The sequence below is a fragment of the Pseudarthrobacter sp. TE9888 genome (assembly GCF_056279345.1).
Genome location: NZ_JBWBRD010000002.1, coordinates 104854 through 118198 on the forward strand (window position 1 = coordinate 104854; position 13345 = coordinate 118198).

At 67.9% G+C, this 13345-nt stretch carries 11 protein-coding genes; 4 read left to right on the forward strand and 7 right to left on the reverse strand.

Annotated features, from left to right (window positions below; genetic code table 11):
• Positions 1–48 precede the first annotated feature (48 nt).
• A complete protein-coding gene (locus tag ACZ9J7_RS00970; RefSeq protein ID WP_476211785.1) occupies positions 49–2181 on the reverse strand; it encodes an acyltransferase family protein in 2133 nt (710 codons plus the stop codon).
• Between the two features lie 58 nt (positions 2182–2239).
• Here ACZ9J7_RS00970 and ACZ9J7_RS00975 point away from each other — a divergent pair, with 58 nt between their 5' ends.
• The gene (locus ACZ9J7_RS00975) at positions 2240–3214 is read left to right on the forward strand and encodes a DUF389 domain-containing protein (protein WP_476206304.1); all 975 of its coding nucleotides are present in this window, start codon (positions 2240–2242) and stop codon (positions 3212–3214) included.
• Positions 3215–3229: 15 nt separating this feature from the next.
• Here ACZ9J7_RS00975 and ACZ9J7_RS00980 read toward each other — a convergent pair whose 3' ends face one another.
• Positions 3230–4753, reverse strand: coding sequence for an ATP-dependent DNA ligase (locus ACZ9J7_RS00980; RefSeq protein ID WP_476206305.1), 1524 nt, complete (start codon positions 4751–4753; stop codon positions 3230–3232).
• Between the two features lie 70 nt (positions 4754–4823).
• On the opposite strand from ACZ9J7_RS00980, the gene ACZ9J7_RS00985 reads away from it, so the two are divergent.
• On the forward strand, positions 4824–5426 hold the full coding sequence (locus ACZ9J7_RS00985) for a dihydrofolate reductase family protein (protein WP_476211786.1): 603 nt from the start codon (positions 4824–4826) through the stop codon (positions 5424–5426).
• A gap of 144 nt (positions 5427–5570) precedes the next feature.
• On the opposite strand, the gene groL is transcribed toward ACZ9J7_RS00985, so the two are convergent.
• From groL to ACZ9J7_RS01000, 3 genes are all read right to left on the reverse strand, one after another.
• Positions 5571–7181 carry a chaperonin GroEL gene (gene groL, locus ACZ9J7_RS00990; RefSeq protein ID WP_159631423.1) on the reverse strand — a complete coding sequence of 537 codons (1611 nt, stop codon included), beginning with the start codon at positions 7179–7181 and terminating at the stop codon, positions 5571–5573.
• Positions 7182–7260: 79 nt separating this feature from the next.
• Positions 7261–7554, reverse strand: coding sequence for a co-chaperone GroES (groES, locus tag ACZ9J7_RS00995; RefSeq protein ID WP_003805290.1), 294 nt, complete (start codon positions 7552–7554; stop codon positions 7261–7263).
• 255 nt (positions 7555–7809) lie between these two features.
• A complete protein-coding gene (locus ACZ9J7_RS01000) occupies positions 7810–8190 on the reverse strand; it encodes a hypothetical protein (protein WP_476206310.1) in 381 nt (126 codons plus the stop codon).
• 54 nt (positions 8191–8244) lie between these two features.
• On the opposite strand from ACZ9J7_RS01000, the gene ACZ9J7_RS01005 reads away from it, so the two are divergent.
• The gene (locus ACZ9J7_RS01005; RefSeq protein ID WP_476206312.1) at positions 8245–9483 is read left to right on the forward strand and encodes a THUMP-like domain-containing protein; all 1239 of its coding nucleotides are present in this window, start codon (positions 8245–8247) and stop codon (positions 9481–9483) included.
• Between the two features lie 6 nt (positions 9484–9489).
• Here the strand turns inward: ACZ9J7_RS01005 and ACZ9J7_RS01010 are convergent, their stop codons facing one another.
• Together ACZ9J7_RS01010 and ACZ9J7_RS01015 are read right to left on the reverse strand one after the other, a co-directional pair.
• Positions 9490–10308 (reverse strand): shikimate 5-dehydrogenase, encoded by an 819-nt coding sequence (locus ACZ9J7_RS01010; protein WP_476206313.1) that lies wholly within the window; start codon positions 10306–10308, stop codon positions 9490–9492.
• A 42-nt stretch (positions 10309–10350) separates the two neighbouring features.
• Positions 10351–11799, reverse strand: coding sequence for a glycoside hydrolase family 3 N-terminal domain-containing protein (locus tag ACZ9J7_RS01015; RefSeq protein ID WP_476211787.1), 1449 nt, complete (start codon positions 11797–11799; stop codon positions 10351–10353).
• A gap of 374 nt (positions 11800–12173) precedes the next feature.
• On the opposite strand from ACZ9J7_RS01015, the gene ACZ9J7_RS01020 reads away from it, so the two are divergent.
• Complete coding sequence (locus ACZ9J7_RS01020) at positions 12174–13325, forward strand: glutamate--cysteine ligase (protein ID WP_347886895.1); 1152 nt, start codon at positions 12174–12176, stop codon at positions 13323–13325.
• Positions 13326–13345 lie beyond the last annotated feature (20 nt).

Consider the following 13345-nt stretch of genomic DNA (forward strand, 5'->3'; position numbering starts at 1 on the left):
CCCCCTATTCCACGCCGCCAATGTGAGCAACCCCACGGCCGGGAGAGCTCAGCTCCAGCCGGTGGCGGCCAGCAGCCGCTGCTCGAACATGGGAATCATGGACTCGACGTAGGTCCTGGTGAGGTGGTTGTCGTCCTTGTAGACGTACACATTCCCCACCACGGCCGGGCAGACGCCGCGTGCACAGATGAAGTCGCTCATGTCCATCAGGTGGAGCCCCGGAAGCTTGCCTCGGTAGTTTTCCAGCGGCGACGGCTCCACCAGGGACTCAGCCAGCGGCGGGTTGCACGCCGGAGCGCCGGCCCCGTTCCGCTGGGCGCACTGCGGCATATTGAAAGTGAACCGCGGATTGTCCCTGATGCCCACAATCTCGATCCCCAGGTCCGCGAACGGCTTCACGCCATCGATGTATCCCGGAACCTCGGTTTCGAACGGGGCGTCCTCGTGGGTCAGCGACGCCACGGTGAACACGGCATCCGGCAGGTGTTCCAGGACGTAGGCGGAGCTGGCACGGTTGTAGGCGTTGCATTCAGCGTTCCGGGTTTCCGATTCGGCACCGAAGCGGCAGGCAGGCATCAGCAGCGTGACGATCTCCCAGCCTCGGGCGGCCGCCACCGGCGCCAGGGCGGCAAGGTACTGCTGGGCGTGGGAGTCGCCCAGCACCACGATGCGTTTGGTGGCGGGCTCCTCCGGCAGCTCCTGCCTGCAGCCCTCCAGGATGGGGTCGTCCGTGGCGTTGGCACCGGTGCAGGGCGAGTCGATGCCGGCCCAGTCGTTGTCAAGGGCGGTGGGCCCGGGGATGGTCCGGGCCTTCGGGGCAGGCGAGTTCTCGTTCTCCGGGGTGAGCGCCAACGCCCCGGGCGTGAGCTCCCTCGGCTGTGCCGCCGTCGCGCTTTCCTCAGCGGTGAGTGAGGTCTGCCAGACTGCAACGGGCCCGGCCAGGAGAGCGCCGCAGGCAACAACCACGACGGCGGTCCGCCACGTCCGGAGCTTGGGCCAGTGCCAGTCCCGCAGCGGCTTTTCCACGAAGCGCGTGGTCAGGACGGCGAGCACGATGGCGGCTCCGACGATGCCGAGGCCCTGCGTGAGGTTCGGCGCTTCAACGCCGGTGGCCGCGAGCGTCAGCACCAGGACGGGCCAGTGCCACAGATACAGGGCGTAGGAGTTGTCGCCCAGGGCCACGGCGGCCCTGCTGCTGAGGAGTCGGTCAACGCCGAACCGGCTGCCGGTCTGCCCAGCAACGATGATCGCGGCGGCAGCCAGCGTGGGCCACAGTGCCACGTACCCAGGGAAGGACCGGTCAACGGTCAGGACCAGCCCGCAGGAAATCATCGCGGCCAGTCCCGCCCAGCCCAGGGCAATGCGCACCACGCGTCCGGGCCGCAGGTACGGCAGCGCCAGCGCAAGCAGGGAGCCCAGCGCAAATTCCCAGAGCCGGGCTCGGGTGTCGAAATAGGCGTAGGCCTGGTTGGTGGCTGTCTGGTCAACCGAGTAGGCCAGTGACACCGCGAACACGGCCCCGAAAACTACTGCCAGCAGGCCGCGGTACGTCACCCAGTTCAGGCGGGGAACGCGGCGGAGCCCTGCCAGCACGGAAGCGGCGGCGGCAAAGACCAGCGGCCACAGGATGAAGACCTGCCCCTGGATAGACAGGGACCAGAAGTGCTGCAGCGGGCTGGCACCGGCATGGTCCTGCGCGTAATAGTCCACCGACAACTCCGCAAGGAGCCAGTTCTGGTTGTACAGCAGGGACGCCCAGGCCTGGTCCAGTACCTGCGGCCAACGGCCCTGCGGCAGGATCAGCCAGGTGCCGGCCAGCACCCCGAGGATCACCACGGTGGCGGCGGGCAGCAGCCGCTTGAACAGGTGCAGCCAGTGCGCCAGCAGCTGGAAGGGTTTGCCTGACTCGGCTTTCCGGACGAACGACAACGTGAGCAGGAAGGCCGAGATGAGCAGGAAGATGTCTACGCCGCCGGACACACGGCCCAGCCAGACGTGGTAGGCCACGACCATTAGGACAGCCAGCGCCCGGAGCCCCTGGACTTCGGGCCGGAAGGTGGGCTTCCGTCGGCGGACAGCCGGGCCGGATTCAGGTGCCTTCGGGGCTTCCGATACCGACACTAGAAACCCCTCACAACACCCGCCAGCCAAAGCATCAAGCCTAGCCAACGGCGCCCACATCGGCGAATCAACGCTGGTGTTCCGGCTAAGCTGGCCCCAAACGGCGAAGGGAGCAGGTGTGGTTGTCCAGCTGCGGATCTGCGTGCCCGGGGAGCTGTCCGCCGTCACCGTGCAGACCTGCCGCGACCACCGGGGAACGGCGGAAGTAGCGCTGCTCCAGGGTGCGGCCGTAGTACCGGATGGCGATGTCATCGAGGTGCTGGTTGCCCGGGAGTCCGTGGAGGAACTGCTCGAAAAGCTCGAAGTCCTGAAGATCCAGGACGTGGGTTCGATTTCCATGGCCACCCCTGAACTCGTGCTGTCCAAAAGCGCTGACCGGGCTGAGCGCGCCGCTCCCGGGGACGGCGCAGACGCAGTGATTTGGGATGACGTCACCCGGCAAACCGGTGAAGATTCACGCCTGACCTGGAACTTCCTTGCCTTCCTGGTGCTGGCAACCCAACTGGCCGGCATCGGCATCGTGACGGACTCCCCCATAGCCATTGTCGGTGCCATGGCGGTGGGGCCCGAGTTCGGACCACTGGCCGCCCTTGCCGTCTCGCTGGCCACCAGGCAGTGGAAACTGGGGCGCCGCGCCGCCGTCGCCCTTGCTGTCGGTTTCCCCGTGGCCATGCTGCTGGCGGCACTCACGGCATGGCTTTCGGTTCCCCTCGGTCTCTTCCCGCGCGACGCCCTGGACAAAGGCTCGGCAGTGGAGTTCATCTACCACCCCGGGCCGTATTCATTGATCGTGGCCGTGCTGGCGGGGATCGCCGGCATGCTGTCCATCATCGGACGCCGCTCGGCCGCACTGATCGGCGTCTTCATCTCCGTGACCACTGTGCCGGCTGCCGGCTACGTGGCGGTGGCCCTGGTGCTGGGTGAATACCAGAAGGCCGCAGGCTCCGCGCTGCAACTGCTGCTCAACCTCGTGGGCATCGTTGTGGCCGCCGTCGCGGTCCTCCTCTTCTACCGGAGAATCACCCGGCGGCTGCCGGACGGCGTGGCACGCAGCCTGAAACGCCAGCGCAACGGGTCCCGGCGCCGGGCCTGATCCGCGAGTCTTTCGCTATGGCCGCAGCAAAGCCCGCAGTGTCTGGATGGTGTCCGCTTCAGCCGGGGCCTTGTCCTCCCGGTAGCGCTTGACCCGGGCAAACCTCAGGGCGATCCCGCCGGGGTAGCGCGGTGACTGCTGCACCCCGTCGATGGCTATTTCGACGACGGTGACCGGCTCAACCCATACGGTGCCGGCGGTGCGCCGCACCTCAAGCTCCTGGAACCGTCCGGTCTGCCAGCGCAGCAGTTCATCGGTGAGGCCTTTGAACGTCTTGCCCACCATCACGTAGCCGCCCGGTTCGCCGAACTCCCCGGCAGGGTCAAGGGCACCAAGGTGCAGGTTGGACAGCATCCCTGTCCGGCGTCCAGAGCCCCATTCGCAGGCAAGCACCACCAGGTCATAGGTGTGGACCGGTTTCACCTTCACCCAGTTGGATCCGCGCCGGCCGGCAGCATAAGCCGAGCCGATGGCTTTCACCACCACGCCCTCGTGGCCCGCGGCCAGGGCATCCTGCGAAACCCGCTCAGCGACCTCGGGGTCGGCGGTGACCTCCCCCGGGATCCGGTGTGCGGGGGCCACCCGCTCCAGGATGTCGATGCGGGTGGCCAGAGGTTCGTCCAGCAGGTCACGGCCGTCGATGTGCAGCACGTCGAAGAACCAGGGGTGCAGCAAGGTTTCCCTGACTGCGTCGGCACCAAAGCGGGACATGGTTTCCTGGAAGGGCCGCGGCGCACCCTCCTCATCCAGGGCGAGGGTTTCGCCATCGAGGATCACGTCCTGCACCGGCAGCCCGCGGACCAGGTCCACCACCTCGGGCAGGCGGTGCGTGACCTCCGCAAGGTTGCGGGTGAAGATCCGTACCTCGCTGCCGGACCGGTGCACCTGGATGCGGGCGCCGTCGAGCTTGAATTCCACCGAGGCCTCCCCCGTCGCTTCCAGGGCGGCAGCCGCGCTGCCGGCGGTGGCCGCGAGCATGGGCTGCACCGGGCGGCCCACCACCAGGCCGACGGCGTCAAGCTCGGCCGGGGTGCCGGTCAGCGCAAGGAGCGCCGTCCCGCCGAGGTCGCCGGACAGCATGGCCGCACGCCGCACGGCGTCGAGGGGCCGGTCGGAGGCGCGGGCGACGGCGTCCGTCAGCACTCCTTCCAGGGCACCGGTGCGCAATTCCCCAAGCAGGACGCCGGCGATGAACGACTGTTCCGGTTCGGTGGCGGCCGCCATGAGCGTCCCGAGGATGGCCGCCCGTTCCGCACCCGACCCGCTGCCCGCTGTAGCCAGGAGCCGGTCCAGGGCGGCATCGAAGTCCGACACGGTGAGGCGTGGCTCCGCTGCCGGTTCTTCCTTGGCCGCCGCCACCGCGCTCCAACCCACCCCCACCCGGCCCTGGCGGGGCTTGGCACTGAGCAAGCCCACCGCCGTCGGGACCTCCGCCGGTTCCAGCCGGCGCAGCAGGTGGGCCAGGGCATCCACCTTTGCCAGCCGGGAACGGGTTGATGCGACGGCCTTAGTGGTGTCCACAAGCTCGAGGAGCAGCATGGCACCATCCTGCCACGGGCACTGGACCGGGACACTGGACAGCGTGCGGGCGCGGGTCCACAATGTGCGCGTGGGGATCATCGTGGCGAACCTGTTCATCACCCTCGACGGCGTCTACCAGGCGCCCGGCGGCCGTGAAGAAGACCCCGAAGGCGAATTCTCCTTCGGCGGCTGGCAGGCACCTGTGTCCGACGACGAATCCGGTGCCTCGATAGCAGCCGAGATCGGCCGGATTGATGCCCTGCTGCTCGGCCGGAGGACCTATGAAATCTTTGCGTCCTACTGGCCGCACCAGTCCGGTGACATCGCCGATGCCCTGAACCGCGTGCCCAAGTACGTTGTCTCCGCCACGCTGGCGGACCCGGACTGGGCCGGCACCACTGTCCTGCCGGATGCCGCGGCGGCGGCCCGGCTCCGGGAGGAGCACCGGGAAACCCATATGTTCGGCAGCGGCGTCCTGATCCGGTCCCTCCTGGCTGCCAATGTGCTGGACCGCCTGCACCTCTGGCTGTACCCCGTGGTCCTGGGCCAGGGAAAGCGCCTTTTCGACGCCGAAACGGTTCCCTCCACTTTCACGCTGGGCGAGCAGGCCCGCAGCTTCCCCAAGGGTGCGGTGTCTCTGGTGTACGAGCGTGCCGGAGAAGTTGAGACGCGGGAGATGGACGCCGGCTAGTCCCCACCGCCCCCTAACCTCGCTTCGCTCGGCCAGGGAACCTTGGCGGCGTGGGCCCAGCCACCGTCCAGGACAACAACGCAAAAGGCTGGCCCGGCAGATGCCGGACCAGCCTTTTCAGCGGTAAGCCGCCAGGGCGCAGCGTTAGTGGCTGTGGCCTGCGTGCTCGTCCTCTTCGGCAGGCTTCTCCACGACCAGGGTCTCGGTGGTGAGAACCAGGGCGGCGATGGAGGCCGCGTTGCGGAGGGCTGCACGGGTGACCTTGACCGGGTCGATGACGCCCGCGGCGATCAGGTCCTCGTACTCGCCGGACTTGGCGTTGAAGCCGTTGTTGGTCTCAAGGTCGGCAACCTTGGAGGTGACAACGTAGCCATCGAAGCCGGCGTTCTGGGCAATCCAGCGCAGCGGCTGCACCAGTGCGCGGCGGACGATGCCCACGGCTGCGGCGGCGTCGCCTTCGAGGGCCTTGACGGAAGCGTCCTCATCCAGTGCCTTGAGGGCGTGGATCAGGGCGGAGCCGCCGCCGGCAACGATGCCTTCTTCGAGGGCAGCGCGGGTGGAGGACACGGCGTCCTCGATGCGGTGCTTCTTTTCCTTCAGCTCAACCTCGGTGGCAGCGCCGACCTTGATGACGCCGATACCGCCGGCCAGCTTGGCCAGGCGTTCCTGGAGCTTCTCGCGGTCCCAGTCGGAATCGGTGCGGGTCAGCTCGGCGCGCAGCTGGGCTACGCGTGCAGCTACGTCCTCGGCCGAACCGGCGCCGTCCACGATGGTGGTGTTGTCCTTGGTGACGGTGATGCGGCGGGCGGTACCCAGCACCTCCAGGCCCACGGAGTCCAGGCTGAGGCCCAGTTCCGGGGAGACAACCTGCGCACCGGTGAGGGTGGCGATGTCCTGCAGCATGGCCTTGCGGCGGTCGCCGAAGCCGGGAGCCTTGACGGCCACGACGTTCAGGGTGCCGCGGATGCGGTTGACGATCAGCGTGGACAGGGCCTCGCCCTCAACGTCCTCGGCGATGATGAACAGCGGCTTGGAGCTCTGCAGCGCCTTTTCCAGCAGGGGCAGGAATTCCTGGATCGAGGAGATTTTGCCCTGGTTGATCAGGATGAGTGCGTCCTCGAGGACTGCTTCCTGGCGCTCCGCGTCGGTGACGAAGTACGGGGACAGGTAGCCCTTGTCGAACTGCATGCCCTCGGTGAGGACCAGTTCGGTCTGGGTGGTGGAGGACTCTTCGATGGTGATGACGCCATCCTTGCCCACCTTGCCGAACGCCTCGGCGAGGAGCTCGCCGATTTCGTCGCTCTGCGCCGAGATGGCGGCAACGTTGGCCACCTGGGTGCCTTCGACCGGGCGGGCGTTTTCCAGCAGGCGGGCAGCCACGGCCTCAACCGCAACCTCGATGCCGCGCTTGATCTGGCCGGGGGCAGCGCCGGCTGCAACGTTGCGCAGGCCTTCCTTGACCAGTGCCTGTGCCAGGACCGTGGCGGTGGTGGTGCCGTCGCCGGCAACATCGTTGGTCTTGGTGGCTACTTCCTTGGCCAGCTGTGCGCCAAGGTTCTCGTAGGGGTCGTCCAGCTCGACTTCACGGGCGATGGTGACGCCGTCGTTCGTGATGGTGGGGGCACCCCACTTCTTGTCCAGGACGACGTTGCGGCCGCGGGGGCCGAGCGTCACCTTGACGGTGTTCGCGAGCTTGTCGATGCCGGCCTCAAGGGACCGGCGGGCAGCGTCGTTAAACGCAAGCTGCTTTGCCATGGTTTTGTCCTTTCAAAGACAGAAACCCCGCACCGCCGGCCAGCGTGAGCATGGCCGGCAGCACGGGGATCCGGAAGAGTTACTTGACGACGATTGCCAGGACGTCGCGGGCGGACAGCACGAGGTACTCGGTGCCGCCGGTCTTGACTTCGGTTCCGCCGTACTTGGAGTAGATGACGACGTCGCCAACGGCTACGTCAACGGGAACGCGGTTGCCATCTTCGAAGCGGCCGGGGCCTACTGCGACAACTTCGCCTTCCTGCGGCTTCTCCTGTGCGGAGTCCGGGATGACCAGGCCGGAAGCCGTGGTCTGCTCGGCTTCGAGCGGGCGGACAACAATACGATCCTCAAGAGGCTTAATAGAGACCGACACTCGGACCTCTCCTTTTCGTCAGCAAATTCGTGGACTGGAAAGCTTTCCGCCGTAGCTGGCAAACCGTCGTCGCGGTGCCGGCAGCAGCCTGGCTGGCAGCTCTTCATGTGTTAGCACCCTCCTAGGGAGAGTGCTAATGAAGACTCTATGTATGAGTTAGCACTCGGTCAAGGTGAGTGCCAACGTTTCGTCGTGGGCGTACAGCCCGGGGCGGACGACGGCGGGTGGCCGGGGACGCGAAATGGCGCCCTGTACCTAGCGGCCCAGGTCGTCGAAGTCCACGTCCTCGCCGCCGTCCGTGTCGCCGCCGCACTGCTTCCGTCCCCGGAAGAGCACCCAGCCGGACCCTGCTGCGGCGAGCAGCGCAGCAACGAGGAAGAAGATGCTTCCGGCCCGCGCGCCGTCGTACAGCCCGCGGATGTCCCTGGCCTCCTGGGTGTTGTCCTGGACGTCGTTGCCGCCTACCGAGTAAACGGTGGCGTTGAACGTATCGAGCAGGAAGATGATCACCAGCAGCGCGATGCAGACCACGGCCACGACGGCCGCGGCAATCAGGACCGGCCGGGCGAACCTGGCCGGGCCGCGGTCACGCGATTCGTGGTCATCGGGCTCGCGGGTGGCTGCGCTCTCATCCATGGTTTCAACAGTATCCGCATCCCGCCCACCCGCTCCTCCACTAGGCTGGAACCCATGGCTCACGCTCCCCAGGACCAGATGGCACAGGACCAAATCGCACCGTTGCTGACCCCCGAGGGCTGGGAGTTGCTGGCATCCCTGGGCCCGTACCGGGATGAGGACTCGTTCGAGCTCAACACAGCACTCCGGAAGGCCGGGCACCCTGCAGGGCTTGTCTCGGCCGTCCTGACTCAATCGCGGCTGCGCACCAAGGCGGAGTCAAAATTCGGCGAGTTCGCCCGCCAGATGCTCTTCACGCAGGCCGGTCTGGAACAGGCAACGCGCCTGAATGTGGCCGCCCACCACGCCCAGCGGTTCGCCGCCGCCGGCATCAGCCATGTGGCGGACCTGGGCTGCGGCCTGGGCGCCGATTCCCTGGCCCTGGCGTCCCTGGACATCCACGTCACCGCCGTCGAAATGGACGAAACCACCGCGGCCTGCGCCACCGTGAACCTCATCCCTTTCCCCAACGCCACAGTGGTCCATGCTGACGCCGCGTCCGTCCCCCTCGACGGGATGGACGGCGTCTGGCTGGACCCCGCCCGGCGGGTCACCTCCACCTCGGGCACCAAGCGGATCTGGGACCCCGAAGCCTTCTCCCCGCCGTTGTCCTTCGTGGAATCGCTGGCTGCCCAAGGCAAGGCAGTAGGCGTGAAGATGGGCCCGGGCATGCCGCACGAATCCGTGCCGGCGGCCTGCGAGGCGCAGTGGGTGTCGGTGGCCGGTGACGTCACGGAGGTGACCCTGTGGTTCAACGCCGTGCGCCGCCCTGGAGTCCGGCGCGCCGCGTTGGTCCTGGGACCGCAGGCACCTGCGGAGCTGACCAGCGCCGAGGACTTCGGCGCGGGCCCGGCCGCACCGGTGGGCCCGGTGGAGGGGTACCTGTACGAACCGGACGGCGCCGTAATCCGCGCCGGACTGGTGGCGGATGTGGCGCTGCAGCTCGGCGGCCACCTGGTGGACGAGCACATCGCCTACATCTGCGCTCCCGGACTCCTGGCCACCCCGTTCGCCCGGGCCTACAAGGTTTCGGAGGTCATGCCGTACAACGTCAAGGCGCTGAAGGCCTGGGTAAAGCAGGAGGGCATCACCGTGCTGGACATCAAGAAGCGCGGCACGGCGGTCACCCCGGAAGAGCTGCGGAAGCAGCTGCTGCCCGGCGGAAAGAACGCGAAGAAGGGCGGCAAGTCGGCCACCCTGGTCCTGACGCGCATCGGTGAGGACCGGGTGGCCATCGTGGTGGAACCCGCCTAGCTGCCCCTACTGGGCGCGCATGAACTCCTCGGCTGCCCGCACCTGGTCCGGGGTGGGCCGGACGCCCGTGTACAGGACGAACTGCTCCAGCGCCTGGATAGTGGCCACTTCGGCCCCGTTGATCACCGGCTTGCCGGCCGCGCGGGCGGCCTTGATGAGGGGGGTTTCGGCGGGCAGCGCCACCACATCGAACACCAGGCGGGCCGCGTTGATGGCTTCCGGCGGGAAAGCCACGGTGTCCGCTTCCGCCCCGCCGGCCATCCCCAGCGGGGTGACGTTGATGATCAGGTCGGCCGTCCCGCCGTCGAGCGCTGCCCGCCACTGGAAGCCGTACTGGTCCGCCAGTGCACGCCCCGCGGCCTCGTTGCGGGCGATGACGGTGACGTCCGTGAATCCGGCGTCCCGGAGGGCTGCAACGGTGGCCTTGGCCATGCCGCCGGCGCCCTGCACCAGCACGGAATAGTCCGTGGGGACCGCGTTGGTGGCGAGGAGCTGTTCGATCGCGGTGTAGTCCGTGTTGTAGGCCTTGAGGTGGCCGTCCGTGTTCACGATGGTGTTTACGGAGTCGATGGCCTTGGCGGAGGGGTCCATCTCGTCCACCAGCGCGATGACGTCTTCCTTGTAAGGCATGGAGATGGCGCAGCCCCGGATGCCCAGCCCGCGGACACCGGCGATGGCCTGTTCGAGGTTGGTGGGCGCGAAGGCCTTGTAGATCCAGTTCAGGTCCAGCTGCCCGTAGAGGTGGTTGTGGAACCTGGTCCCGTTGTTGCTGGGACGGGCCGAGAGCGAGATGCAGAGGGTCATGTCTTTATTCAGTATGGGCACCACTCCATTAAAGCGTTCCCGCGGGCGTGGGCGGCCGGGGAATCAGGGGCAGCCGGTTTCGGCCGGGAAGGGCCCGACGGCGGCGGGCAGCTTTCCCGGCGCCGGGGCCTTCCCTGCCAGCACGGCGACCAGGGCGTCGAAGGCGGCGTCGGTGCGGCCGTACAGTGCCAGCTTCACCGGGGCGGTGGACTCCTGGAGCGGCCAGGGAGCGTCAAGGGACACGGCGATGTCCCCGCCGGCCGGTCTGCCGCCGAATCCGATGAGGTTGACCAGGGGTCCCGATCCGATCTTGACGCCGGCTCGTGCGGCGGCGGCTTCGAAGCGCTCCCGGTCCCCCGGTCCCCCGCCGGCTACCCGCACGGAACCGGGAACCAGGGGTCCGCTGCAGGGACCGGAGACCACTGTGACAGCCGAGGCCGAAACCTGGGCCGACAGCGCCGCCCCGCTTCCTGCCGGAGCACCCGCGCCCGCGGTTCCGGCAGGCGCGGTGGTGCGGGCATGCCAGATCATCATGGTGGCCACGCGCTGAGCTGCTTCATCCAGGCGTGCTGCGGGAAGGGTGCCGGCGGCCAGGGCCTGGACGATGGCGGCGTGCGCCTGCTCCACGTCCGCAGGCATCAGCAGCAGGTCGGCGCCGGCGGCCAGTGCTTTCACGGCAGCGGCGCCGGCCGGGTATTGGTTCTCGACGGCGCCCATGTTGAGGGCATCCGTCACGGCCACCCCTTTGAAGCCCAGGCCCCTGAGTGTCGCGTAGCTGGGGGCAGAGAGCGACGCCGGCACGCCCGGTTCGAGCGCGGGGACGGCAATGTGTCCGGTCATGATGATGGGAAGGCCCGCAGCGACAGCGGCCTCGAAGGGTTTCCAATCGCGGCCCCGCAGCACGTCGAGGCCGGCGGGCTGGACGGGGAGGCTGAGGTGGGAATCCGCCGTTACCGAGCCGTGCCCGGGAAAGTGCTTGACGGTGGGGAGCACGCCTGCATCCAGCATGCCTTGGGAGAAGGCGGTTCCCTGGGCGGCTGCCGCAGCCGGGTCCGCGGACATGGAGCGGGCGCCGATGGTCGGGTCTGCAGGACCGACGGTCACATCCGTGTCCGGTGCGAAGTCCAGGTCGAAGCCCAGCGGCACCAACTCGCTTGCCAGGCCTTTGCCGGCCTTGCGCGTCAGGTCCAGGTTGCCGGCGGCCCCGTAGCTCATGGGAGCGGGCCACTCGGTGAGGGGCTGGCCCAGGCGTGCCACCGCCCCTCCTTCCTGGTCCACGCTCATGATCCCCGGCCAGCGCCGGCCGTCCGCCGCAACAGCCTGCTGCAGCCGCTGGTTTACTGCGCCCATAGCGGCCAGGTCCACCTGGCCCTGCGGGTCGCGCGGGACGTTGTCGCCCATGATGATGGAGCCTGCGAGGTGGAGTCGCTGGATGAGCGCGGCGTGGGCCTCCACCTGGTTGCCCTTGAAGAACGGGAGCAGGACCTGCCCGGCCTTCTGTTCCGGCGACATGGCCGCGACGGCCGCCGCCGCGGCGTCCTGGTCCCGCTGCTCAGGTCCCCACCCCAGAGGCCGGGAACCCGGATCGGGTGACGGGGAAGCCAAAGGAGCGGCCGGCGTCGTGCTGGCTGATGCGGACGGGGACGTCCCGGCGGGTGGCGCGGAGGACGACGGCGGCGCGCTGCCCGGAGGCGCGGAACAGGATGCCAGCGCCATTGCGGACAGGGCCAGGAGGAGGTGGAAGGATTTGGCAGGACTGTGACGCAAGGGGAACGGTGCCATCAGTACGATGCTACCCCTGCACTAGACTTGAACCATCCGTTCGCCTGCCGGCTGCAGCCTGTGAGCGGCATCAGCCAGCGGCAAACCGGACAGTAAGGAAACGTGTGAAGATCGACTTCGCGTCATCGAGGCAGTCAACCCTCGGTGTTGAGTGGGAGCTTGCACTGGTGGACGGTAAGACGGGCGAGCTCGCTTCCGTGGCCAACCAGGTGCTCCGCGGCGTGGCTTCCCGCCACCCCGAACTCAACGAAGACGACGAACATCCGCACATCAAGCAGGAACTGCTGCTCAATACCGTGGAACTGGTCACCGGCATCTGCGAAACGGCCGCCGAGGCCAAGGAGGACCTCAACAGGTCCGTCGCTGCCGTCCGTGAAATCACCGACCCCATGGGCGTGGAGTTGTTCTGCGCCGGCAGCCACCCGTTCAGCCCACCGCAGCTGCAGCCGGTCACCGACAAGGAACGCTACGCCAAACTCATCGACCGGACCCAGTGGTGGGGCCGGCAGATGGTCATCTACGGCGTCCACGTCCACGTGGGCCTGGACCGCCGGGACAAAGCCCTCCCCGTCCTGGACGGCCTGGTCAACTACTTCCCGCATTTCCAGGCGCTCTCGGCGTCCAGCCCGTTCTGGGGCGGCGAGGACACCGGCTACGCCTCGCAGCGGGCCCTGATGTTCCAGCAGCTCCCCACCGCGGGGCTGCCGTTCCAGTTCACGTCCTGGGCGGAGTACGAGTCCTATGTGCAGGACATGTTCACCACGGGCGTCATCGACACCATCTCGGAGATCCGGTGGGACATCCGGCCCGTCCCTGCCCTCGGCACCATCGAGATGCGCATCTGCGACGGCCTGGCCACCCTGGAGGAAGTGGGGGCCATTGCGGCGCTGACCCAGTGCCTGGTGGATGAGTTCTCCACCACGCTGGACAACGGCGGCACCATCCCCACCATGCCGCCGTGGCACGTCCAGGAGAACAAGTGGCGGGCCGCCCGCTACGGCCTGGACGCCATCATCATCCTCGACGCCGCGGGCAAGGAGCAGCTGGTCACCGACCACCTGCTGGAAACCCTGAACCGGCTGGAACCGGTCGCGGCCAAGCTGCGCTGCTCCGACGAGCTGGCCGACGTCGAGAAGATCATCCGCCGCGGCGCCGGGTACCAGCGCCAGCGCCGGGTGGCTGCCGAGAACGGCGGAAACCTGCAGGCCGTGGTGCTGGACCTGGTCAAGCAGATGCGCAACGGCCCCACCGCCTGACCCCCTTGCTTGCTCTATCA

Bases quoted from the DNA above. Each gene is read 5' to 3' on its own strand.
- ACZ9J7_RS01000 (WP_476206310.1), bottom strand. From the start codon at position 8,190: ATGGATGAGAGCGCAGCCACCCGCGAGCCCGATGACCACGAATCGCGT.
- groL (WP_159631423.1), bottom strand. From the start codon at position 7,181: ATGGCAAAGCAGCTTGCGTTTAACGACGCTGCCCGCCGGTCCCTTGAG.
- ACZ9J7_RS00970 (WP_476211785.1), bottom strand. From the start codon at position 2,181: ATGTGGGCGCCGTTGGCTAGGCTTGATGCTTTGGCTGGCGGGTGTTGT.
- ACZ9J7_RS00980 (WP_476206305.1), bottom strand. From the start codon at position 4,753: ATGCTGCTCCTCGAGCTTGTGGACACCACTAAGGCCGTCGCATCAACC.
- ACZ9J7_RS01005 (WP_476206312.1), top strand. From the start codon at position 8,245: ATGGCTCACGCTCCCCAGGACCAGATGGCACAGGACCAAATCGCACCG.
- ACZ9J7_RS01015 (WP_476211787.1), bottom strand. From the start codon at position 11,799: ATGTCGCCGGAACAGAAGGCCGGGCAGGTCCTGCTCCCGTTCTTCAAG.